The organism is Nonomuraea basaltis (assembly GCF_005893125.1).
GTDB lineage: Bacteria > Actinomycetota > Actinomycetes > Streptosporangiales > Streptosporangiaceae > Nonomuraea > Nonomuraea basaltis.
This window is the reverse complement of sequence record NZ_VCJS01000028.1, coordinates 32,432-55,159: the sequence shown is the minus strand read 5'-3', so window position 1 is coordinate 55,159 and position 22,728 is coordinate 32,432. Positions and strand designations below refer to the sequence as shown.

20 protein-coding genes are annotated in these 22,728 nt (G+C 70.9%); 4 read left to right on the top strand and 16 right to left on the bottom strand.

Going from position 1 to position 22,728, the window contains the following annotated elements; all coding sequences use genetic code 11:
- The first annotated feature begins 74 nt into the window (after positions 1–74).
- Together EJK15_RS15990 and EJK15_RS15985 are read left to right on the top strand one after the other, a co-directional pair.
- Positions 75–1,007: a carbohydrate ABC transporter permease gene (locus tag EJK15_RS15990; protein ID WP_171074333.1), complete on the top strand. Its 933-nt coding sequence runs from the start codon at positions 75–77 to the stop codon at positions 1,005–1,007.
- Complete coding sequence (locus EJK15_RS15985; protein WP_138711213.1) at positions 1,007–1,888, top strand: carbohydrate ABC transporter permease; 882 nt, start codon at positions 1,007–1,009, stop codon at positions 1,886–1,888. Before EJK15_RS15990 ends, EJK15_RS15985 begins: the two co-directional genes overlap by 1 nt.
- A gap of 388 nt (positions 1,889–2,276) precedes the next feature.
- Here the strand turns inward: EJK15_RS15985 and EJK15_RS15980 are convergent, their stop codons facing one another.
- From EJK15_RS15980 to solA, 12 genes are read right to left on the bottom strand one after another with little or no spacing between them, the layout of a single operon-like run.
- Positions 2,277–3,560: an NAD(P)/FAD-dependent oxidoreductase gene (locus EJK15_RS15980; protein WP_138711212.1), complete on the bottom strand. Its 1,284-nt coding sequence runs from the start codon at positions 3,558–3,560 to the stop codon at positions 2,277–2,279.
- A 14-nt stretch (positions 3,561–3,574) separates the two neighbouring features.
- Positions 3,575–4,240 (bottom strand): haloacid dehalogenase type II, encoded by a 666-nt coding sequence (locus EJK15_RS15975; protein WP_138711211.1) that lies wholly within the window; start codon positions 4,238–4,240, stop codon positions 3,575–3,577.
- A gap of 20 nt (positions 4,241–4,260) precedes the next feature.
- Positions 4,261–4,482, bottom strand: a complete 222-nt coding sequence (locus tag EJK15_RS15970) for a hypothetical protein (RefSeq protein WP_206060877.1) — start codon at positions 4,480–4,482, stop codon at positions 4,261–4,263.
- Positions 4,479–5,936 (bottom strand): aldehyde dehydrogenase family protein, encoded by a 1,458-nt coding sequence (locus EJK15_RS15965; RefSeq protein ID WP_138711210.1) that lies wholly within the window; start codon positions 5,934–5,936, stop codon positions 4,479–4,481. The genes EJK15_RS15970 and EJK15_RS15965 overlap by 4 nt, the downstream gene beginning before the upstream one ends.
- The gene (locus tag EJK15_RS15960; RefSeq protein WP_138711209.1) at positions 5,933–6,889 is read right to left on the bottom strand and encodes a succinylglutamate desuccinylase/aspartoacylase family protein; all 957 of its coding nucleotides are present in this window, start codon (positions 6,887–6,889) and stop codon (positions 5,933–5,935) included. The genes EJK15_RS15965 and EJK15_RS15960 overlap by 4 nt, the downstream gene beginning before the upstream one ends.
- A 6-nt stretch (positions 6,890–6,895) precedes the next feature.
- Entirely contained in the window at positions 6,896–7,135 is a 240-nt protein-coding gene (locus tag EJK15_RS15955; protein WP_206060876.1) for a hypothetical protein, read from the bottom strand.
- The gene (locus EJK15_RS15950) at positions 7,132–7,998 is read right to left on the bottom strand and encodes an ABC transporter permease (protein ID WP_138711208.1); all 867 of its coding nucleotides are present in this window, start codon (positions 7,996–7,998) and stop codon (positions 7,132–7,134) included. The genes EJK15_RS15955 and EJK15_RS15950 overlap by 4 nt, the downstream gene beginning before the upstream one ends.
- Positions 7,995–8,885 carry an ABC transporter permease gene (locus EJK15_RS15945; protein WP_138711207.1) on the bottom strand — a complete coding sequence of 297 codons (891 nt, stop codon included), beginning with the start codon at positions 8,883–8,885 and terminating at the stop codon, positions 7,995–7,997. The genes EJK15_RS15950 and EJK15_RS15945 overlap by 4 nt, the downstream gene beginning before the upstream one ends.
- Before the next feature lie 3 nt (positions 8,886–8,888).
- On the bottom strand, positions 8,889–10,028 hold the full coding sequence (locus tag EJK15_RS15940) for an ABC transporter ATP-binding protein (protein WP_138711206.1): 1,140 nt from the start codon (positions 10,026–10,028) through the stop codon (positions 8,889–8,891).
- Positions 10,021–11,121, bottom strand: coding sequence for an ABC transporter substrate-binding protein (locus EJK15_RS15935; protein ID WP_138711205.1), 1,101 nt, complete (start codon positions 11,119–11,121; stop codon positions 10,021–10,023). The genes EJK15_RS15940 and EJK15_RS15935 overlap by 8 nt, the downstream gene beginning before the upstream one ends.
- Positions 11,122–11,166: 45 nt before the next feature.
- Positions 11,167–12,132 (bottom strand): M14 family metallopeptidase, encoded by a 966-nt coding sequence (locus tag EJK15_RS15930; RefSeq protein ID WP_138711204.1) that lies wholly within the window; start codon positions 12,130–12,132, stop codon positions 11,167–11,169.
- A gap of 12 nt (positions 12,133–12,144) precedes the next feature.
- Positions 12,145–13,278, bottom strand: a complete 1,134-nt coding sequence (gene solA, locus EJK15_RS15925; RefSeq protein WP_138711203.1) for an N-methyl-L-tryptophan oxidase — start codon at positions 13,276–13,278, stop codon at positions 12,145–12,147.
- Positions 13,279–13,498: 220 nt separating this feature from the next.
- Between solA and EJK15_RS15920 the strand changes: the two genes are divergently transcribed.
- Positions 13,499–14,245 carry an IclR family transcriptional regulator gene (locus EJK15_RS15920; RefSeq protein ID WP_138711202.1) on the top strand — a complete coding sequence of 249 codons (747 nt, stop codon included), beginning with the start codon at positions 13,499–13,501 and terminating at the stop codon, positions 14,243–14,245.
- On the opposite strand, the gene EJK15_RS15915 is transcribed toward EJK15_RS15920, so the two are convergent.
- From EJK15_RS15915 to EJK15_RS15900, 4 genes are read right to left on the bottom strand one after another with little or no spacing between them, the layout of a single operon-like run.
- A complete protein-coding gene (locus EJK15_RS15915) occupies positions 14,235–15,209 on the bottom strand; it encodes a D-2-hydroxyacid dehydrogenase (protein ID WP_138711201.1) in 975 nt (324 codons plus the stop codon). The genes EJK15_RS15920 and EJK15_RS15915 overlap by 11 nt on opposite strands.
- Complete coding sequence (locus tag EJK15_RS15910; protein ID WP_206060875.1) at positions 15,206–16,654, bottom strand: NAD-dependent succinate-semialdehyde dehydrogenase; 1,449 nt, start codon at positions 16,652–16,654, stop codon at positions 15,206–15,208. Before EJK15_RS15910 ends, EJK15_RS15915 begins: the two co-directional genes overlap by 4 nt.
- Positions 16,654–19,548, bottom strand: coding sequence for an FAD-binding and (Fe-S)-binding domain-containing protein (locus EJK15_RS15905; protein ID WP_138711200.1), 2,895 nt, complete (start codon positions 19,546–19,548; stop codon positions 16,654–16,656). Before EJK15_RS15905 ends, EJK15_RS15910 begins: the two co-directional genes overlap by 1 nt.
- Complete coding sequence (locus tag EJK15_RS15900; protein WP_138711199.1) at positions 19,545–20,804, bottom strand: aspartate aminotransferase family protein; 1,260 nt, start codon at positions 20,802–20,804, stop codon at positions 19,545–19,547. The genes EJK15_RS15905 and EJK15_RS15900 overlap by 4 nt, the downstream gene beginning before the upstream one ends.
- A gap of 163 nt (positions 20,805–20,967) precedes the next feature.
- Between EJK15_RS15900 and EJK15_RS15895 the strand changes: the two genes are divergently transcribed.
- Positions 20,968–22,641, top strand: a complete 1,674-nt coding sequence (locus tag EJK15_RS15895; protein ID WP_138711198.1) for a PucR family transcriptional regulator — start codon at positions 20,968–20,970, stop codon at positions 22,639–22,641.
- The last annotated feature ends 87 nt before the right edge of the window (positions 22,642–22,728 follow it).

The following is a 22,728-nucleotide window of genomic DNA, read 5'->3' as shown; positions in this document are numbered from 1 at the left end:
GGTGGGCCGTCCTCCACCGGCCGGCCCACCCGCGATCCCCCAGCATCGACATCCCGGAGTCCAGGTTGACCCTCATGATCGAGAAGAGTGCGCCAAGCAGCCAAGACAGGACACACAAAATTCGCGGCAAGGTGCGCCTCCGCGAGCATTTGATGGGGTGGCTCTTCGTCGGGCCATTCGGGATCGTCTTTCTGGCATTGCTCATCGCGCCGCTCGCGTACGCGCTGTACCTCAGCCTTTTCCAGAAGAGGCTGATCGGCGGCACCAGCTTCGTCTTCCTCGACAATTACGTGAAGGCGTTCACCGACCCGAGTTTCCTTTCCGGGTCATGGTTCGTCATCCGCTTCTCGCTGGTCTCCATCCCACTGCAGATCATCATCGCACTCGCGATGGCCCTGATCCTGGATGCCGTGACCTCGCTGTTCACCCACTTCTCCCGTCTCATGATCTTTCTCCCCTACGCGATCCCCACGGTCATCGGGGCCGTCATGTGGGGATTTCTGTACAGCAAGAGCTTCGGGCCGCTCTCCGATATCTTCGGTTTGTTCGGCGCCGCCCCGCCTGATTTCCTCAGCAGCAACCTGATCTTCTACGGCCTGGTCAACGTCGTCACCTGGCAGTGGGCCGGTTACTACATGATCATCCTGTACGCGGCGCTCCAGGGCATCGACCCGGCACTCTACGAGGCCGCCCGCATGGACGGCGCCGGAAAATGGCAGATCGCACTCCGGATCAAAATCCCACTGATCGCCCCCGCGCTGCTCCTGATCCTGGTCTTCTCGCTCATCGGCACCCTGCAATTCTTCAACGAACCGCAAATTCTGCGTTCCCTCGCGGCCGGCACGATCGGACCGGACTTCACCCCCAACATGTACGCCTATCAGCAGGCATTCGCACTCGCGAACTTCAACTACGGATCGGCGATCTCCTTCGCTCTCGGCGGGATCGTCTTCGTCGGCGTCTACGCCTTCCTGTTCTTCACCCGCCAGCGGAGGAGCTTCCTGTGATGAGCGTCCGTTCCCGCGCCGGCGTCCGCCGCCGGCCACAACACCATCTCCCCCTGCAGGTGCTCCTCGGCTTCCTGGTCGTGTACTTCCTCGTGCCGTTCTGGTGGGTCATCGTCAACAGCTCCAAGGATGCCCCCGGCCTGTTCGGGGGCGGCAACACCCTGTGGTTCGCCGACCGGATCGACCACCTCGGCAACCTCGAGCAACTGTTCACCTATGACAACGGCATCTACGGTAGATGGATACTCAACTCCACGCTGTACGCACTCGCGGGCGGCGTCGGCGCCACGGTCCTGGCCGTCCTGGCCGGCTACGGATTCGCCAAGTACCGATTCGCCGCCAGGCGCTTCAGCTTCTCACTCGTGCTCGGCGCGTTGATGGTGCCGGCGACGGCCCTGGTGATCCCCACCTTCATGATGTTCTCCGAGTTCGGCCTGACCAACACGATCTGGGCGGTGATCCTCCCGTCACTGCTCAACCCGTTCGGCGTCTACCTGATGCACGTCTACGCGCGCGACGCGGTTCCCGACGAGATCCTGGACGCGGCGCGGGCCGACGGTGCGGGTGAGATACGAACGTTCCTCCAGGTCGCATTCCCCCTGATGCGGCCGGCGGTGGTCACAGTGCTGCTCCTGTCCGCCGTGGCGTCCTGGAACAACTACTTCCTGCCTCTCGCCATGCTTTCCGACAACCGCCTCTTCCCCGTCACCGTCGGACTCGGCCTCTGGCAGGGAATCGCCTCGGCGAACAACGCGGGCAGCACCTCCCTTTGGAGCCTCATCATCATGGGCGCGCTCGTGTCGGTCGTGCCCCTCGTCATCGCCTTCTTCACGCTTCAGCGGCACTGGCGCGGAGGGCTGTCCGTCGGTGGCCTGAGATAGGCCGGGGTCGGTCTTCCAGACAATCAGCCCGTACGGATGTCCGGGGGTTGGGGCACGCGCCGAGCACGGCGACCGTCATCCATACCTGGCGTTGGCGTGCTATGAGATGCAGGATCCATGGCGTGGCGCCACGTGCCATGATCAAAACATGGGCGGCCATGGCTTCCGATGCCCAGGACGATGATCAGGATCGAGGCGTCAGCCGGTGCGCGGCCGCCATGCCGCCTTCGATGAGGAAGTCGCCGCAGGCGACGAGGCCGGGGTCGGCGGGAACGCCTGCCCGTCGTCCGGATCGTGACCGACGTGGCACGATTCTGAGCCCCCGCGGCCGGACGGCCCAGGCCGCCGACCGCGAGGACGCCGGATCGCGGGGGCCGGTCGGCACGCGTCAGCGGAAGCGGTCCTTCGCCTTGTAGTAGGCGCCGGCGAATGGCAGGAACCAGGCGGTGCCGTTGTAGAAGGGCACGGGCACCTTGGGGAAGCCGAGCCCGCGCCACGGGTTGACCTCGGGGCGGCCGTCCATCATCTCGGCGAGCGCGCGTCCCATGTAGGTGGCCATCTGCACGCCGTGGCCGCAGTAACCCCCCGAGTAGTACAGGCCGTTGTTCTCGCCGGCGTGCGGGATGCGGTCGTAGCTGAAGCCGACGCTGCCTCCCCACACATAGTCGATCCGGACATTGGCGAGCTGGGGGAAGATCTCGGCCATCTCCCGCTTGAGCACCGCGCCGCTCTTGCGGTCGGAGGCCGGGTCGGACGGAGCGAAGCGGGCCCGGCCGCCGAAGGCGAGCCGGTTGTCCGGGGTGAGCCTGATGTAGTGGCCGATGTTCTTGGAGTCGACCACCAGGCGGGCGTTCGGGATGATCTCGCGGGCCAGCTCCTCGCCCAGCGGCTCGGTGACGATGATGAAGCTGCCGACGCAGATGAGCCGCTTACGCAACCATGAAAGCGCGCCGTCGCTGTAGGCGTCGGTCGCCGCGACGACCTGCCTGGCCCGGATGAGACCGTTCAGCGTCTCCACCTCGAAACCGCCCCCGGGCATGCGCCGCAACTCAGTGGCGGCGTTGCGCTCGTGGATCTCCGCGCCGGCGCGCTCGGCGGCCTCGGCCAGACCGTGCACGTACTTGCCGACGTGCAGTCCCGCGCTGAGCGGGTCGAGCAGCGCGCCGTGGTAGTAGTCCGAGCCCAGCTCGGTCCGCAGCTCGCTGGGCCCGATGAGGGTGGTCTCGTGGCCGAAGTTCTCGGCGAGATCGCGTTGCTTGGCACGCATCCGCTCGAAGTGAGCCGGTTTGAAGGCGACACCCAAGCGGCCGGAGCGGCGGAAGTCGCAGTCGATGCCTTCCTTGAGCGTCAGCTCCTCCACGAGGTCGACGGCGTGGCGGAAGGAGTCGTACAGCTCGCGGGCGCGCTCCTGGCCGTAGCGTTCGCGTGCCTGGCCGGTGGTGATGGTGATGCCCTGGGTGCACATGCTGCCGTTGCGCCCGGAGGCGCCCGAGCCGACCTTGTCCTTCTCGATGAGGACGACGCGGGCGCCTTTGCCGGCGGTGTGCAGGGCGGTGGACAGGCCGGTCAGCCCGCCGCCGATGACCACCACGTCGGCCTCGTCCGGCAGCGGCCTGCCGGAGCGGTCGGGCAGCGGGGGCGCGGTGTCGAGCCAGTACGGGATCTGCTTCATCGTGGGTTCCGTTCTCAGCAGCCGAGCAGTGCGGGGAGGCCCGACAGGTCGTTCAGCTCGTCGTAGGGCTGGTAGTCGGAGCTGCCGCGGCGGCGGTAGCGGTTGATCCACACGCGCCGCTCGAGGCCGAGGTCGCGGGTGGGGATGTGGTCGTACTCCCAGCCCTGGGCGGTGTGGATCACCTGGGACGGCTCGACGTCCATGACCTTGAAGGCGTGCTCGAAGGCCTGGCGGTCCGGCTTGTAGGCCCTGGCCTGCTCGGCGGTGATGACGTGGTCGAACTCGACCCCGATGTTGGCGACGTTGTGCTTGATGAGGTCGTCGTCGGAGTTGGAGATGATCGCGATCTCGTACTTGGTCTTGAGCGCGCGCAGTGCGTCGGGCACCTCGGGCCACGGCCCGAATGTGGGCACCGCCTCGACCAGGGCGTCGCCGTCGGAGGTGCGGTAGTCGAGGCCGTGCAGGCGCATGGCGTTGCGCAGGCTGGAGTGCAGCACTTCGTGGTAGGGGCGGTACGCCTCCAGCACGGCCTGGAAGCGCATGACGCGGAAGTCGTCGAGGAACTCCTCCACGTTGAGCCCGTCGAGGTCCAGCCGGTCGGCGAGGATCTTCAGCGTGGTGGGCCCGAGCTGGAAGTCGATCAGGGTTCCGTAGGCGTCGAAGGTGACTACCTGTCGCATGTCGTTCAACCTCATGGTGTTCAGACCACCCGTTCGCCGGGCGGCACGATGTGATCGAGCGCGGCCACGTCGGCCGCGTCCGGGGTCCAGCCGGCCGCCGCCGCGTTGGCGGTGACCTGCTGCGGGGTCATCGCCCCGCAGATGACGGAGCCCACCTGGGGCAGTGCGGCCAGGCCGCCGACGCCCACCACGGACACCAGCGGGCCGTCGCGGCCGAGCCTGCGGTAGCGCATGTCGCTCATCGGGGCGTCCCGAAGCCGAGGCAGACGTTCTTGAGCTGGGTGTAGCCGTTCAGCGCCTCCAGGCCCTTCTCGCGGCCCCACCCGCTGTGCTTGTAGCCGCCGAAGGGCAGCTCGACGCCGGTGCCGACGCCGGTTGCGTTGACGTACACCTGGCCTGCCCTGACGCCTTCGGCGAGCCGCATCGCGGTGGTCATGTCGCGGGTCCACACGTACGACGACAGTCCGTACGGGCTGTCGTTGGCGATGGCGAGGGCCTCATCGGCATCGCCGAACTCGATGACCGTGAGGACGGGCCCGAAGATCTCCTCCCGCGCACATCGCGCGGCGTTGGTCAGCCCGGTCAGGACGGTCGGCTCGATGAAGTAGCCGTCGGCGAGTGCCGGGTCCCCGGGCCGTCCGCCGCCGGTGCGGATGGTGGCGCCCTCCTGACGGGCCAGATCCAGGTACGTCTCCACGCGGTCGCGTTGCCGCGCCGACACCAGCGGCCCCATGTCGGGGTCGTCCAGGCCCGGCCCGAGGCGCAGGGACGCGGCGTGCGCCACGAGCCGGTCGAGGAACTCCTCGGCGCCACGCTGCAGCAGCAGCCGGGTGCCGGCGGAGCACGTCTGCCCGGCGTTGCCGAACCCCGAGGCCGCCACGCCGGCGAGCGCCTGGTCGAAGTCCGCGTCGGCGAAGACGATGGCGGGCGACTTGCCGCCCAGCTCCACGACCGACGGCACCACGTTCGCGGCGGCGGCCTGCGCGACCTTGATCCCGGTCGGCACCGAGCCGGTGAACGTCACCTGGTCGATACCGGGGTGGCCGGCCAGGGCCGCGCCGGTCACGCCGTCTCCTGGCACCACGTTGAGCACCCCGGGCGGCAGCCCGCACTCCAGCGCGATGCGCCCGATCTCCAGCGGCGTCAGCGGCGCCTCCGGCGACGGCTTGAGCACGACGGTGCACCCGGCCGCGAGGGCGGGGGCCGCGCCGCGGGCGGTGTTCTGCAGCGGGTAGTTGAACGGGATGATCTGCCCCGACACGCCGATCGGCTCACGGACGGTGTAGTCGAGCAGGCCGCGGCCGAGCGGAATCGTGGCGCCGCCGAGCTTGTCGGCGATGCCGGCGTAGAACTCGAAGTAGCGGGCCGCCGCCTCGACGTCGGCGTGGGCCTGGCGTAGCGGCTTGCCCACGTCCAGGCTCTCCAGCTCGGCCAGGTCGCCGGCCTGGCGGCGGATCTCCTGGGCGATGCGGGTGAGCAGCCGGCCGCGCTCGGCCGGCCGCAGGCACGCCCAGCCGGGCGAGACGAGCGCGGCGCCGGCGGCGGCCACCGCACTGTCGATGTCGGCGGGGCCGCCGCGGGACACCTCGGCGATGGGGGTGCCGCGGGCCGGGTCGACGACGGTGAAGGTGGCCCCGTCACGGGCGGGGACCCTCTTGCCGTCGATGAGCAGCTCGCGCACTGAACCGCTGGTCACGGCCGGATCTCCCCTTCGACCGCGCCGAAGATGACGACCTCGTCGCCGGTGCGGACGGTGCGGATGCGGCGCACCCACAGCACGATGCCGTCCTGCGGGGCGCGGATCTCTTCCAGGGTGGCGCCGTAGTGGTCGACGACACGGCCGATGAGGTCGCCCTGCTTGCACTCCTCGCCGGGGTCGGCATGGCCGAGGAAGAAGCCGCCTGCGGCCGAGCGGGCGAAGGTGCCGCTGACCTCCGTGTACGAGCCGAGCAACTCCGCCGCGCCGTCGATCATGCCGAGCTGCCGCATGACGTTGCGGACGGAGCGCACGTGCAGGGAGACCGTCTCCTCCCGGTAGGTGCCGCCGCCGGCCTCGATGGTGATGGCGGGCTTGCCGGCCTGCAGCGCCGACAGGCGGGCGGTGCCGCCCCACTTGCCGCCCTTCCAGATCAGCGGGTGGCCGGCGGCCAGGCCGATGCCGGTGGCCAGCTCCTCGTAGCCGCCCTGGACGATGGTGAGCGGCGCGATCTCGCCGTACGCGCCGCCGGTGTGCAGGTCGACCAGGGCGTCCACGGCCGGGATGACCTGCTCGACGAAGGCGGCGGCCAGCCGCAGCGAGTAGGAGCCGTCGGGGTCGCCGGGGAAGATGCGGTTGAGATTGGCATGGTCGAGGCCGCTGGCGCGGGCGGCCGCCTCGAAGGCGGGGGTGTTCACGCAGGGGATGCCGACGAGGGTGCCGCGCAGCGTGGCCGGGTCGGTCTCGGCGAGGACGCGGCGGACGGCCTCCATGCCGTCGTACTCGTCGCCGTGCACGCCGCCGTCCACGCACAGGACCGGACCGGGCTCGGCGCCGTTGACCACGATCAGCGGGATGCCCAGGTCGACGCCGTACGTGCTGACGCCGACGGGGATCAGGCCCTGGGCGCGCTCGCCGGGTGCGCAGCTGACCGGGCCGATGGTGTAGGTCATGGGTTTCTACCTTTCGAAGGAAATGAGCCGGTCGGACGCCTCGGCGATCTCGCCGGCGTAGCCGTAGCCGAGTTGGGCGCAGTAGAGCCCGGACATGCCGTCGATGTAGCGGGTGCCGGCCGAGTCGTACACGTAGGGGCCGTCGCCGCGGGTCACGACGAACAGCTCCTTGCCGCCCTCGCCGACCGAGCCGTTCGCGGTCATGTTGAGCAGCAGGTGACGCTCCGCTGCCTGGGTGGCGTTCACAGCGCCTCCTCGCCCGGAGCACCGAGGGTCGTGGCGGTTTCGACCGACAGCAGGGCGTTCTGCCGGCCGGAGCCGAGCCAGCGCACCAGCCCGACCAGCACGAGGGCGAGGATCGCGAAGGCGATCAGCAGCGCGCTGATCGCAGTCACGCTGGGATCGATGTCGAACATCAAGGAGTTGTAGATCTGCACCGGCAGGGTGAGGGTGCCGACGGAAGACAGGAACTGGGAGACGTAGAAATCATCGAAACTGGTGATGAAAGAGAAGATCGCCGCCGCGACCATCCCCGGCGCGGCCAGGGGGAAGGTGATCCGCCGAGCGATCGTCAGGCGGCCTGCCCCCATGCTCGCCGCGGCGTCCTCCAGGCGTTCATCGATTCCGCGCAGCGTCGCGACGAGGATCAGCACCGCGATCGGCGAGGCCATCACGGTGTGCCCCAGGGCGATCGCGAGCGGGCTGCCCAGCATCGAGGCGGGCTCGAAGAGCAGGAACAGGCCCAGGGCGGTGACGATGTGCGGGATGACCAGCGGCCCCAGGACCAGGGCGTAGACCGCGGAGCGCAGCGGCAGTTCGCTGCGGGTCAGCGCGGTCGCCGCGGTCACACCGATGATCAGTGAGAACACGGTGCTGATCGAGGCGATGAAGGCGCTCAGCGACAGGGCGCCCGGCCATTTGCTGCCGTCGGCGAACAGCGTCCGGTACCAGCCGAGCGACCAGGAGTCCGGCGGGAACGATGCGAAGGCGCTCTTACTGAACGAGGTGACGACGATCACGACGATCGGCAGCGCCAGGAACAGCAGGATCACGGTGGCAGCCGCGGTCAGCGCGATCCGCCCGGTGAGGGTGCTACGCAGTCCGATCATGACGCGCTCCTCTTCTTCGCCTCGCCGAGGGAGCTGACGAGCTTGACCAGAAGCAGACCGGCGAAGGTCAGCAGCAGCAGGATGACGCCCTCGGCGGCCGCCCCGTTCCACCGGTTCTCCTTCATCACCTGCTGGTTGATGAGGGTGGCGATCATCGTCTGGTTGGGGCTGCCCATCAGGGCCGGGGTGATGTAGTAGCCGAGCGAGAGGATGAAGCTGAGCAGTCCGGCAGTGGCCAGTCCGGGAGCGACCAGCGGGAGGTAGACCCGGCGGAAGATGACCAGGCGGCCGGCCCCCATGCTGGCCGCGGCGGCGAGCAGCCTGCGGTCCACGCCGCGCATCACGCCGTACAGCAGCAGCACGGTGTACGGCAGCATCACCGCGGTGGTGCCGATGACCACGCCGATCTCGTTGTAGAGCAGCTGGTACGGCGCCCCGGGGACCCCCAGGCCGACGAGCACCTGGTTCACCAGGCCCTTGTCGCCGAGCATGATGATCCATCCGTAGGTGCGCACCAGGGCGCTGATGAAGTGCGGGACGACGACGATCAGCATGGCGAGTCCGGCCAGCAGGGGCCGCAGCCGGGAGATCGCGTTCGCCAGGAGGAACCCGATGACCAGGCTGAACAGCGCCGTCTCGGCGGAGATCCGCAGCGTGGTGAACAGCACGGACAGGTTCACGCCCGTCAGCGCGTCGACGTACCAGTGCAGCGTCAGGGCCCCGTCGAGGTCCTTCACGCTGAGCAGCAGCGTGCTGAAGATCGGGTAGACGAACAGCGCCAGCAGGTAGACCACGGCCGGCAGGGCGTAGAGGATGCCGATCCGGGTCCTGCGGGAGGCCAGCAGCCGGCGAGGGCGGGCGGGGGCGCCGGCGAGGGTGGCGGCCATCGCTCACCCGTCCTGTTCGCTGGGGAAGAGGTTGACGTCGTCGGGATCCGCGCTGATCCCGACCCGCTCGCCGGTGACGGGTGCGCGGCCGGCCGGTACCTCCAGGCGCAACAGCGGGGCGTCACCGCCGTCGACCCGCACACCGGCACGCACCACACTGCCCACGTACGTCGCGTTCTCCACCGTGCCGGTGCAGAACCCGTCATCCGGTGCGCACACCCGCAGCCGACCCGGTTGGACGGCGATCTTGACCGGGACACCGGTGGCCAGCTCGTGGCGCCGTGTCTTCAGCAGGCCACCGCTCCGGTCCAGGCGAACCATGGTGTGCGCGCCGGTCTGCTGTTCCACGCGGCCGGGCAGGAAGTTGGCCGCGCCCAGGAAGTCCGCGACGAAGGGCGTCCTCGGCCGCTCGAACAGCTCCCTGGGTGTGTCGAACTGCTCGATCCTGCCGTTGCGCATCACCGCGATGCGGTCGGACAGGACCAGCGCCTCCTCCTGGTCATGCGTCACGTAGATGACGGTCAGGCCGAGCTCCTGCTGGATGGCCTTGATCTCGACCTGGAGCTGGTCGCGCAGCTTCTTGTCCAGCGCGCCCAGCGGCTCGTCCATGAGGATGACCGGCGGGCGATAGACCAGCGCACGACACAGAGCCACGCGCTGTTGCTGCCCGCCGGACAGCTCGCGCGGCCGGCGACCGGCGAAGCCCGACAGGCCCGCCATCTCCAGCGTCTCCCCGACCCGCCGCCGGATCTCGTCCTTCGGCACGCCACGCAGCTGCAGCGGGAACGCGACGTTCTCGCCGACGGTCATGTGCGGGAAGAGCAGGTACTGCTGGAACACGAAACCGAGGTTTCGCTTCTGCGGGGCCAGCCGGGTCACGTCGCGGCCCCCGACGGTGATGGTGCCGGAATCCGGATCGCAGAAACCGGCGATCATCATCAGGGTCGTGGTCTTACCTGACCCGGAGGCGCCGAGGAAGGTGACGAACTCCCCGGCGGCGATCTCCATGGACGCCTCGTCGACGGCGACGGCGTCCCCGTACGTCTTGCGCAGGGCCACTACTGACAGCGGTTTGCCGGTCGAGGTGGCCGTCTTGGCGCCGGCCACCTCGACGGACGGTCCGGCTCCCCCGAATTCAGCCACGAGCCCACCCCAGCCAGCGCTTGCTGACCGCCGCTTCGTTCTTGAGCCACCAGTCGATGTCCGCGTCGAAGCCCTTGTCGTAGTACTGCGGCGCACCGGCGAGGCCGTTGCGCACCTCCTCGCTGATCTTGTCGTAGGCCAGAGGGGAAGACGGGTTCGACGGGTACGCCATGGCCAGGCGGGCCTGGACGTCGGGGTGCATCGAGTAGTCGAAGAGCTGGTAGGCGGCGTCCAGGTTGGCCGCGCCCTTGGCGATGGCGTAGCCCTGGAACTGGCGGCGGGCGCCGTTGAGCTGGGCCGCGACCGGGACGCCCTGCTTGACCAGGTCGGCGAGGCGGCCGTGCCAGACGGTGGTCATGGTCACCTCCTGGCGGGTGAGCAGCATGCCGGGGAGCGGGCCGCTGTCCCAGTACTTCTTGACGCCGGACCTGATCCGGTCCAGCACCTTGAAGGCGCGGTCCACGTCGAGCGGGTACAGCTGGTCCATCGGGACGCCGTCGGCCAGCAGCGCGAACTCCAGCTCGGGCAGGTCGGCGTCCGGGTTGCACATCGAGCGGCCGCCCTGGAAAGCCTTGGCGTCCCAGAAGTCGGCCCAGGACTCCGGCTTACGGCCGTCGAAGGCGTCGGTGCGGTACGCCATGCACTGGGCGTAGAAGCTGTGGGAGACGGCGTATTCGGTGATCTGGTTCTCGGGCAGCTTGGCGATCTTGAGATTCTTGATCCGGTCGAGGTCCAGCTTCTCCAGGGCGTTCTCGCGGATGAACTTGGCGCCGTCCATCATCGTGATGTTGATGAGGTCGACCTGAGGGCGACCCTGGTTGATCTGGGCCAGGACCTGGGCGCCATCGAGGTTGGCGACCTGGACGGTGATGCCGGTCTCCTTGGTGAACGGGTCGTAGATCGCCTTCTTGAGTGCCTCGCCGTAGGCCCCGCCACTGTCGCGGACGGCCACCGTCTTGGCGCTCGAGCCGGTGGAGACGCTGGCACCAGTGGAGCGGCTGGTGCCGGTGCCGCAGGCGGCGAGCGCCGGCAGGGCGGCCAGCGCGGCGGCGCCGCGCAACAGTGCCCGCCTTCCGATCGGTGAATTTGTCATGGCGGTACCTCCGGGGATGGGGGATGGTGGCGGTTCGGGGAGTGGTCAGGCGAGGACGGCGATGGCCGCCAGCTCGGTGCCGGGGACGACGGTGAGGCCGTTCATGCCGTAGAGGATCGTTCCGGTGGCCGTGGCGGTGACCTTGTGTTCGCCGCCGCCGACGGGGTCGATGATCCGGCCGATGGTCTGCCCTTCGGTGACCTCGTCGCCGGTGGCGGCGTCCGGGTACCACAGGCCGGTGGCGGGCGAGTCCACGAAGCCCGTCCACTCCCACTCGGGTGAGGGCGTGGCCGCCGGTGCGGGCGCGGGGTCGTCGAGTGCGCCGAGGTGGTTCAGCAGCCGGTGCAGGGCGTCCAGCAGGGTCCGCACGGTAGCCGGGTCGCGGTCGCCGCGCTGGCCGGTCTCGATGAGGACGGCGGGGATGCCGAGGCGGTTGGCGGCGGCGTGGCTGTTGCCGCCGTCGGCGGAGCGGCCGAACACCACGTACTCGTAGCCGACGGCGTGCGCCATCGCGCGGTTCCTGGCGTCGAGGGCGTCGTCGCCGGTGAGACGGTAGCCGACGAAGTTGAGCAAGGTCTGGTCGATGCCGCCGCTGTGCAGGTCGGCGTAGGCGTCGGTGCCGGGGATGAGGTGCTCGAACAGCCAGGCGGCCATCCGCTCGGTCGGCCCGCCGGCGGGGTCGCCGGGGAAGACCCGGTTGATGTTGACGCCGTCGAGCGGCGAGACGTTGAGGCGGCCCCCGTAGACGGCGGGCGGGTTGGAGACGGGGCAGATCGCGATCCGGCCGAGCACGTCGTCGGGCTGCAACCGGGCCGCGAGCTGAGCGGCGGCGCTGATTCCGGCGAACTCGCCGCCGTGGACCCCGCCGGTGATGACCACGGTGGGGCCGGGACGGGAGCCGTGGATGAGGATCAGCGGGACGTCGGCGATGGTCGTGCCGAGGTCCACGGTAACGGTGCCGCTGGTCTTGGCACCGGGTTCGGCGGTCAGAGTGGCGATGGTCCAGGTCATCTCATACCTCATTCAGGCGGCCGTGCGGCCGAGCGTCGTCATGAACTCGATGGGCTGGTCGGTGTGGCCGTCAAGCGCCAGGTCGGCGGCGATGTCGCCCATGGCGGGCGACAGCTTGAAGCCATGGCCCGAGAACCCGGCCAGCAGGATCGCGTTCTCGGCGCCGGGCAGCGGGCCGACGAGGGGCCGGCTGCTCTCGGTGTAGCCCTCCATGAAGACCGACAGCCGCACCGGGTCGGGGAGCAGGCCGGGCAGGTGGCGCCGCAGCAGCTCGGTGAAGACGTCCAGCTCCTCCGGCTGCACCGTGCGGTCGAGGCTGTTGGGGTCGGCCACCGGCCGGTGCAACTGCCGCGACAGGCCCATCTTCACCGTGACTCCGTCGGGCGAGGGCAGGCCGTAGCAGTGGACGGGCGCGGTGCGGATGAACGCCGGCCGCTCCTCGCCGGCCCAGGTGTCGCCGACCGGCACGAACCAGGCGCTGACCACCCGCCGGACGTCGACCTCCCACGGCAGATCCGGCAGCAGGTCGTTCACCCACGGGCCGACGGTCACCACCGCCGCGTCGAAGCGCTCGCTCCCGGCGTCGGTGCTGATCACTACCCCGTCCCCGGAGGGGGCGATCTCCCGTACGGGCGTGTAGCGGTGGATCTTGGCGCCCAGCTCTTCAGCGCGGCGCGCGGCCGACAGGACGGTCAGCTCCGGGCGCAGGAACCCCGCGTGGCGGTCGAGGACGGCGGCGTCGCCGTCCTCGATGCGGTACTGCGGGAATCGCTTGGCCAGCGCTTCGGCGTCGATCACCTCGTGGTCGAGATCGTGCTCGGCGATGGACTGAAGGACGGTGGCCATCTGGTGGTGCTCGGTCGGCCCCATGAGCAGGCAGCCGGTCAGGCGGCGCAGCTCGCGCCCGGTCTCCTCCTGCAGCCGCCGCCACAGGCCGTCGGCGTGCCGCAGCAGCGGCACGTACCGGGAGTCCTCGAAGTGGGCGCTGCGGAAGATCCGCGTCTCGCCGCCCGCGGCGCCGCGGTCGTGTCCGGGGGCGAAACGGTCGAAGCCGACGACCTCGGCTCCGCGGGCGGCCAGCCGCCAGGCGGCCTGGCTGCCCATCGTCCCGACGCCGACGACCGCGACACGCTTCCTCGCTGCCACAGGGGGTTCCTTTCGGGGGAGGGATGCCGGCCATTGACCAGCGCTCCAGTGGATGACTTGGATGGGGAACGGCCCGCTCCATGTGTCGGGCTCCGGCGCTGCCGTGCCACATTGTGGAACGGCGTGCTACTATTTGGCATTATTAAGACGCGGCGGCTTCCCCGTCAAGAGGGTGTGTACCGGTGGTTACCTGCTATTTACCTTGGGAGATCGTGTGGAGATGAAGAGCGTGACGCGCAGCCTCCGGATCCTGGAGGCCGTCGCGCAGCAGCAGCCGGTGACCGTGGGGGAGCTGGCCAAGCACTTCGGTCTCCCCAAGTCGACGGTGCAACGCACGCTGGTGACGTTGCACGAGGCCGGATGGTTGCGAGCCAGCCGAGGCGACACGACGCGGTGGGAGATCGGCGCGCGGGTGCTGGCCGTCCGCCCGGCCGCCCTTCAGGGCGCCAGCCTGTTCGCCGCCGCGCGCGAGCCCATGGTACGGCTGCGTGACGCGGTCAACGAGACGATCCACCTGTCGGTGCCGGACGGGCTGCACTGCATGGTCGTGGTGGACCGGGTCGACTGCGACCGGCCAGTGCGCACTTTTCACCAGATCGGCGACACCTCGCCGCTGCATGTCACCGCGGTCGGCCGTGTGGTGCTCGCCCACCTGAGCGCGAACGAAGTAGCCGAAGTCGTCGCGCGCGGGCTGGAGAGCTACGGTGAGGCGAGCGTCACCGACCCCGACGAGCTGCGCTCCGAGCTGGCGCAGGTGCGGAGCGATGGGTACGCGGTCAACCGCAACCAGTACCGTGCGGACGTCTGCGCCATCGCCGCGCCGATCCTGGAGGCGAACGGCACGCCGCTCGCCGCGGTGGCGGTGTCCATGCCGGACTCACGCTTCGACGAGGACCGGCTGCCCGAGCTGGGCCGCCTGGTCGCCGAGACGGCGGCGGAGATCACCGCCCGACGGCTCAGCCGGTGACATAACCCCTTCCCTTGTCCACGACGTTGCGCAGCGGCCGGCCGGCGAGGTAACGGCGCAGGTTGTCGAGGAACAGCTCGGCCTGCGCCTCCCGCCAGCCGTGCACGTCGCCCGCCATGTGCGGCGAGACGATCACCCCGGGCAGGTCCCAGAGCGGCGAATTGCCCGGTAGCGGCTCCTCCTCGAAGACGTCCAGCGCCGCCCCGGCGAGCCGCCCGCGGCGCAGTGCGTCCACGAGAGCGTCCTGCACGACCAGTCCGCCGCGGCCCACGTTGACGAGCCGGGCGGTGGGTTTCATGGCTCGCAGCGCCCGCTCGTCGACCATCCCGCGCGTCTGCGGGGTGAGGGGCGCGGCCAGCACGACGTAGTCGGCCTCGCCGAGCACGCTGAGCAGCTCGCCGCCGCCGTACACGGTCCCGAAGTCGGGATCGCCGGATCGTCCGGTACGGCCCGCGCCGCTGACCCGCATGCCGGCGGCACGCAGCAGGCGGGCGATGGCCCGGCCGATCGGCCCCGTGCCGGCCACCAGGACGGTCCGGCCGCCGATCCGCTCGCTCTCCCGCCATCGCCACTCGCGCCGCCGCTGGTGAGCGAGAGTGCCCGGCAGGTCTTTCGCCATGGCGAGGATCAGGCCGAGGACGTACTCGGCGATCGCCTCGTCGTAGATGCCGCGCGAGTTGGTCAAGGTGAGTCCAGGGTCGCGCACCAGCGCGTCGAACAGCACGTGTTCCACGCCGGTGGCGGCCACGTGGACCCAGCGCGGCGCGAGCGCCGGGTCAGCCGGCCAGGCTCGCGCGATGCCGGTGAACCCGGCCCCGCCCACGAGCAGCACGTCCGCACCGGGCAAGGCGTCAGCCAGGCCGTCCTGGCCGACGTGGCGGACGCCGGCCAGCGCCTCGACGCGTTCAGGGTGCGGCAGCGGCGTGCCGTCGTGCAGGGCGACCAGGAGGGGACGGCCGCTCACGCCGGTATGGCCAGGTACTTGTACTCGAGGAACTCCTCGATGCCGACCCGGCCGCCCTCCCGGCCCAGCCCCGACTGTTTGACGCCGCCGAAGGGCGCCGCAGGGTTGGACACCAATCCGGTGTTGAGGCCCACCATGCCCACTTCCAGCCGCTCGCCCACACGCAACGCGCGGCTCAGATCCCGCGTGAACACGTACGCGACCAGCCCCCACTCGGTGTCGTTGGCGGCCCGGACGACCTCGTCCTCGTCGTCGAACGTCAGCACGGCCGCCACCGGTCCGAAGATCTCGGTGCCCAGCAGCCGGGAGCCGGGATCGACGCCCGTGAGGACCGTGGGCGGGTAGAAGCAGCCGGGACCGTCCGGGGTCTCTCCACCGACCAGCACTTTCGCGCCGCGTTCGACGGCGTCGGCGACGAGGTCGGCGACCTTTGCCCGGCCCGCCTGGTCGATGAGCGGGCCGACGTCCACGCCGGGTTCGGTGCCCGGCCCCACGACCAGCGACCCCATGCGCTCGGCGAGCCGTGCCGCGAACTCGTCGGCGACGGAGGTGTGCACGAAGAACCGGTTGGCGGCGGTGCACGCCTCGCCCATGTTGCGCATCTTCGCCACCATCGCGCCGTCCACGGCCACGTCCAGGTCGGCGTCGCCGAAGACGATGAACGGCGCGTTGCCGCCCAGCTCCAGGGAGGCGCGCACGACGGTGCCGGCGCACTGGGCCAGCAGCGTGCGCCCCACCTGCGTGGATCCGGTGAAGGACAGCTTGCGGATGCGCCCGCCGCGCAGCATCGGCTCCACCAGCGCGCCGGGGCCGGAGGTGGGGACGACGTTCAGCACGCCGTCGGGCAGTCCCGCCTCCTGCAGGATGGCGGCCAGCGCGAGAGTCGACAGCGGCGTCTGCGGCGCGGGCTTGAGCACCATCGTGCAGCCGGCGGCGATCGCCGGGCCGATCTTGCGGGTGCCCATGGCGAGCGGGAAGTTCCACGGGGTGATCAGCAGGCAGGGCCCGACCGGCCGGCGCATGAGCAGCATGCGGTTGCGGCCGTCGGGCAGTGTGCCGTACGCGCCCTCGATCCGCACCGCCTCCTCGGAGAACCAGCGGAAGAACTCCGCCGCATACGCCACCTCGACCCGCGCCTCCGCGAGCGGCTTGCCCATCTCGGACGTCATGAGCAGGGCCAGCTCGTCGGTGCGGGAGATGATGATGTCGTACGCCCGGCGCAGGATCTCGCTGCGGGCACGCGGCGCGGTACGCGCCCACTCCTCCTGCGCGGCGAATGCCGCCTCCTCTGCGCGCCGCCCGTCCTCGGGTCCGGCGTCGGCCACGTGACAGAGGATCTGGCCGGTGGCGGGGTCTTCGACGGGCATGGTGGCGCCGGACGCGGCGTCGGCCCACCGGCCGGCGATGAACAGCCGCTTCGGCACCCGTTCGATGGGTGAGGACATTATGAGCCTGCCTTTCGTTCAGCTGTTGTGTCTGTCTGCGTCTCCGGGCCCGGGTCGAGCAGTTCCGCCAGGTGCAGGGCGGCGATGCCCCGGTCCGCGCCTAGGTGCTCGACCTGGGCGGCGCAGCCGAATCCGTCGGCCACCACCACCCCGTCGCGCAATTCGTCCAGCTTGGGGCGCAGGGCCAGGTCGGCGACGGCCATGGAGGTGTCGTAGTGCTGGGCCTCGAAGCCGAAGTCGCCCGCCAGGCCGCAGCAGCCCTCCGCCTCGGCGACCTCCCGCACGCCGAGGCGGTGCAGCAGGTCGCGTGGCCGGCGCCCGGGGAACTGGGCGTACTCGTGGCAGTGGGTCTGCAGCACGACCCGGCCGGGCAGCGGGGGCGGCTCCCATCCGGGCGCGGCGAGTTCGTCCAGGGCAGCGGTGAGCGTGTGGACCCGGCGGGCCACCCGCTCGGCGGCCTCGGTGCCGAGCAACCTGGGGAGGTCGTGGGCGAGTGCAGCCGCGCAGCTCGGCTCGGGCACCACGATCGGAAGCCCCGCGTGCGGACCGCCGTCGAGCCGCGCGACCGTACGCGCCATGATGCGGCGCGCCACGCCCAGCTGGCCGGTGCTGATCCAGGTCAGCCCGCAGCACAGCCCTACCTGCGGCGCGGCGGGCACGCCGGCGGCGGCGAGGACCCGGGAGGTGGCCGCCGCCACGTCCGGCCGGAACGCCGCAGTGAAGCTGTCGACGAACAGCAACGCCCGTGGCTTCCGCGCGCCCGGGGAAGTAGCGGAGAGGGCGGTGCGCAGGGCCCGCCGAGGGGCGAACGCGGGCAGCCGCCGCTGCGGCGCGATGCCGCCCAGCCGGGCCAGCAAGCGCCCGGCCGGGCCGCGCAGCAGCGCGTTGACCGGCCGGGCCGCCAGGGTCGCCACGCGCGCGACCGCGGGCAGCCAGCCCAGGGAGTAGTGAGTACGGGGCCGCGGCCGGCCGCGGTAGTGCCGGTGCAGGAACTCCGCCTTGTACGTGGCCATGTCCACGCCCGTGGGGCAGTCGGCCGAGCACGCCTTGCACGACAGGCACAGGTCAAGCGCGTCGCGCACCTCCTCGGAGCGCCAGCCGTCCGTGATCGCCTCGCCGCGCAGCATCTCCTGCAGCACCCGTGCCCTGCCGCGCGTGGAGTCGCGCTCGTCGCGGGTGGCACGGTAGCTGGGGCACATGACCCCGCCCGAATCGGCGCGGCAGCGGCCGACGCCGACGCAGCGGTGCACCGCTCCGGCGAAACCGTCGGTGTCCTGCGGGAAAAGCGTCAAGGTGGGCCAGGTGCGCGCGGCGGGGGGCACGTCGAGGGCAAGGTCGGCGTCGAGCGGTGCCGGGTCGACGATGACGCCGGGGTTGAGCAGTCTTTCCGGGTCGAACAGCCGCTTGACGGCGGCGAACAGCTCCAGCATGCGCGGCCCGTACATGATCTCCAGCAGCTCGCCGCGGGCGCGTCCGTCGCCGTGTTCTCCGGACAGGGTGCCGCCGTGCCGGGTGACCAGCGTCGCGGCCTCGCGCAGAAACCGTCGCGCCGCCGCCCTGCCGTCGTCCGTGGACCAGTCGAAGTCGATGCGCACGTGGACGCAGCCCGCTCCGAAGTGCCCGTACAGCACTCCGCCGAGCTCGTGCGCCGCCAGCAGGGCGCGGAAGTCCCGCAGGTAGGCGGCCAGGTTATCCGGATCGACGGCGGCGTCCTCCCAGCCCGGCCACGACTCGCCGCCGTCCACCAGGCGGGCGGCCAGGCCGGCGCCGTCCTCGCGGACCCGCCACAGCGAGCCGCGTTCCGCCTGGCTCTCCACGACCCGTCCGGCCACCAGGCGCCCGCGTGAGCGGAGCACGCCCAGCAGATCGCGGGCCCGGGCGGCGACCGCCGCCGGGTCGTCGCCGTCGAGCTCGACGTACAGCCAGGCGCGGCCGTCCGGCAGGCCGGTGACGGAATCGGTGCCGCGGCGGGCCCGCATGGTGGCGACGATGGCCTCGTCCATGCCCTCCACGGCGGCGGGGGACCAGCGCAGGATCTCCGGCACGTCCTCGGCGGCGGCGACCACGTCGTCGTAGCCGAGCACGAGCAGGGCGGTCGCCGCGGGCTCCGGCACCAGCCGCACGGTGGCCCCCGTGACCAGCACGCAGGTGCCTTCGGTGCCGACCAGGGCGCGGGCGACGTCGAAGCCGCGTTCCGGCAGCAGGTGCTGGAGTTGGTAGCCGGAGACCTGCCGCGGGATGCGGCCCAGCTCGGTGCGGATCGGCGCGAGATTCTCCTCGACGAGCCGCCGCAGGTCCTTATCCAGTTGGGCGATCTGCTCGCCGTCGGCAGGGTCGGCGGCACGCAGCCCGCCGCGTTCGGCGTACGCCAGGACGCCGTCGGCGGTGACGATCTCCAGGGACTCCACGTGCGCGCTCGTGCGTCCGTGCCGGACCGAGCGGTTACCGCAGGCGTCATTGCCGATCATGCCGCCGAGGGTGCAGCGGCTGTGCGAGGACGGGTCCGGCCCGAACGTCAGCCCCTCGCGTGCCGCCAGCGCGCGCAGGTCGTCCAGGACGACCCCGGCCTCCATGCGGGCGGTGCGCCGGTGGGGGTCGAGGTCCAGGACGCGGCGCATGTGGCGGGAGAAGTCCAGCACGACGCCCGGGCCGACGGCGTTGCCCGCCATGCTGGTGCCGCCGCCGCGCGCGGTGACGGGGACGCCGAGCTCGCGGCAGGCCCGTACGACGGCCCGCACGTCACCGGCCGACCGGGGGAAGGCGACGGCCAGCGGCGGCACCCGGTAGTTGGAGGCGTCGTACGCGTACTGCGCGCGCCGGCCCGCGCCCGTCTCCACCTCCAGCCCGGGAGCCGTCCGCTCCAGCAGCTCCACCAGGGTGTCTTGGGCGGTCACCTTCCTGTTGCTCCAGCCCGCACCGCCGCGTCCCAGGCGCGGAGGCCCTCGTCCACCGCCGCCTCGTCGATGACCAGGGCTGGGATCATGCGCACGACGTTGTTCCAGGCGCCGCACAGGAGCAGCAGCAATCCTTCCCCGACGGCGGCTCGCTGGACGCGGGCGGCGATCTCGGGCGCCGGCTCGCCGTCCTCGGTGACGAACTCGCTGGCCAGCATCAAGCCGAGCCCGCGCACGTCCCCGATGCAGGAGTGCTCGGCGGCCACCTCCTCCAGCCCGGCGCGCAGCCTCTTGCCCATGGCCTCGGCGTTCTCGACGAGACGCTCCTCGCGGACCGTGCGCAGGGTGGCGACGGCGGCGGCGCAGGCGACCGCGTTGGCGCCGTACGTGCCGCCCTGCGTCCCTGGCCAGGCACGGCTCATCAGCTCCTCGGAGGCCGCGATGCCGGACAGGGGGAAGCCGCTGGCCAGGCCCTTGGCCGTGACCAGGATGTCCGGGGCGACGCCGAAGTGCTCGTGCCCCCAGAACCGGCCGGTGCGGCCCACACCCGTCTGCACCTCGTCCATGACGAGCAGGAACCCGTGCCGGTCCGCCCGTTCCCGCAGCCCTTCCATGAAGGCGCGGGTCGCGGGCACGTACCCGCCCTCGCCGAGCACGGGCTCCACGACGACCGCCGCAGTGTCGGCCGGTGAGGAGATGGTCTGCAGCACGTAGTCGAGCTCCCGGAGAGCGAAGCGGGTGGCGGTCTCCTCGTCCCAGCCGTACCTGTATGCGGCAGGGAACGGGGTGACCACCACGCCAGGCATCAGCGGCGCGAATCCCGAACGGAAACGGGTGCCCGAGGTGGTCATGGAGGCGGCCGCCACGGTGCGGCCGTGGAAGCCGCCGTGACACACCACGATGTTGGGCCGGCCGGTCGCCTGGCGGGCCAGGCGCAGCGCTGCCTCCACCGCCTCGCTGCCCGAGTTGGTGAAGAACAGACTGTCCAGCCCCGCCGGGAGCACTTCGCCCAGTTCGGCGACCAGCTGCTGGAGCGGCTGGTGCATGACGGTCGTGTATTGACCGTGGATGAGCGTGGCGACCTGTTCCTGGGCCGCGGCGACGACCCGGGGGTGGCAGTGGCCGGTGCTCGTGACCCCGATGCCGGCGGTGAAGTCCAGGTAGCGACGGCCGTCCTCACCGTACAGGTGAACTCCCTCACCACGGACCGCCACCACGGGGGTCGCCTGGCGGAGGTGCGGCGACAGATTGGTCATACTCGTCTCCCAGACTGCTGGTCGTCGGTCGCGTTGGCATCCGAGCATCGCCGAGCCGCAATGGCCGGACAACGGATGATGTGTCCGCCCCGCGACCCCTCTCTGGACGAAGTGTCAACCTGCCGTTTCAGCACGTCACCCGGGTCACGTACCGTGAGGAGCCATGACAGGAGCACCGGATCAGGTCCCATCGCCGGCCGCGGCGCCGGTGCGCGGCCGCGTGCTCACCGTCGCCGACGTGCTTGCCCTACCCGTCATGGCGGCCGGCCGGCCCCAGGTGGTCGCGGGCGAGTCAGAGCTCGGGCGCTCGGTCCGCTGGGTGCACATCACAGAGCTGACCGACCCGGCGTCCTTCCTCAAGGGCGGCGAGCTGGTCCTGACCACGGGCATGCCGCTGCCCCGCGAACCCGCGCTGGTGCGGCGCTACGTCGACGAGCTGGCCGCGGTCGGCGCCGCCGGTCTCGTTCTGGAGCTCGTCCGGCGCTACCACCGCCCGCCCGAGGAGCTGGTGCGCGCATGCAGGGCACGTGATCTGCCGCTGGTGCTGCTGTCCATGGACGTCAACTTCCTGGAGGTCACCCAGGTCGTCCACGAGCTGCTGCTCGGCAACCAGGTGGAGACGCTGCGCCGGACACAGGAGATCCACGAGACGTTCACCGGCCTGACCTTGCGGGGTGCCGGGGCCGCAGAGGTGATGCGCGCCGCGGCCGAGATGAGCGGCCGGGCAGTCGTGCTGGAGAACCAGGCGCACCAGGCGCTGATCTGCGAGCCGTCGGCCCGCACGGTGGAGGAAGTCCTCACGGATTGGGAGCGGCGCTCCCGAGCGACGCCGCCGACCGACTCCGCGTCGGTGAGTGGCCCGGAAGGATGGCTGGTGTGCCCGATGGAATACCGGGGGGAGCGCTGCGGACGCGTGGTCATGCTGCCCGACCGGACTGCCGAGCAGGCGCGCGGGCCCGCGGGCAGAGCGTTCGGCCAGGAGGACACGACGGTGCTGGAACGGGCGGCGATGTCCCTGGCGATCTCCCGCCTCATCCATCCGGTGGTCTGGGAGCGCGGAGCGCACCGCGGGGCCCTGCTGGACCTGGCCGAGCAGCGCTACCGGACCGCCGGGGAGGCGACGGTCCGCGCGGCGGCGCTCGGCCTGCCCACCCGCGACTGCCGGTACGTCGCGGTCCTCGTGGACCTGCCCGGCGACGAGTCCGGCGTCAGCATCGCGGAACTCGAGGAAAGCCTGGTGAAGGAGGTCACGGCGGCCGGCGTCCCCGCGCTCGTGGGTGAGCTGGGTGCCGGGCGGATCGGTGTGCTGGTCGGGCTGCGGCACACCCAGCAGTGGGGGCCCGCGGTCGAGCTGATCGGCCGCGCCGCCATGGAACTGGTCCCGCAAGCGGTTGTGAGCGTCGGCTCGGAAGTGGCCGGCCTCTCCCAGGCCGCGCGGTCCTTCCGGGACGCCTCTCACGTCGCGGAGTCGGCTCTGCCCGGCACGTCTTCCGGCAAGTCGTACCACGAGCTGTCGGACATCGGGTTGCGGCAGCTGCTGTACGCGCTGCGCTCGGACGTGCGCCTCCAGGGCTACGTGGAGCGCCAGGTGGGCCGGCTCATCGACTACGACCACAGGCACAACACCGATCTGGTGTCCACGCTGCGCCACTACCTGGACGCCGCAGGCAACAAGACGGTCGCCGCCCATGCGGCGGATCTGTCGCGGCAGACCCTCTATCAGCGGCTGCACACCATCCAACGGCTGCTCGGCTCCGACTTGGAGTCCGGGCAGCGGCGCACCGAGCTGCACGTGGCCCTGACGGCCCTCGACGTCCTTCGCCTCGGCTCCCGCTGACCGCCAGGCGGTTGGTTGAAAACGAAACTGTTAAGTTAGGCTAGCCTTATTCGGACTTAGCCAACACCAGGCACCACAGGACTACTT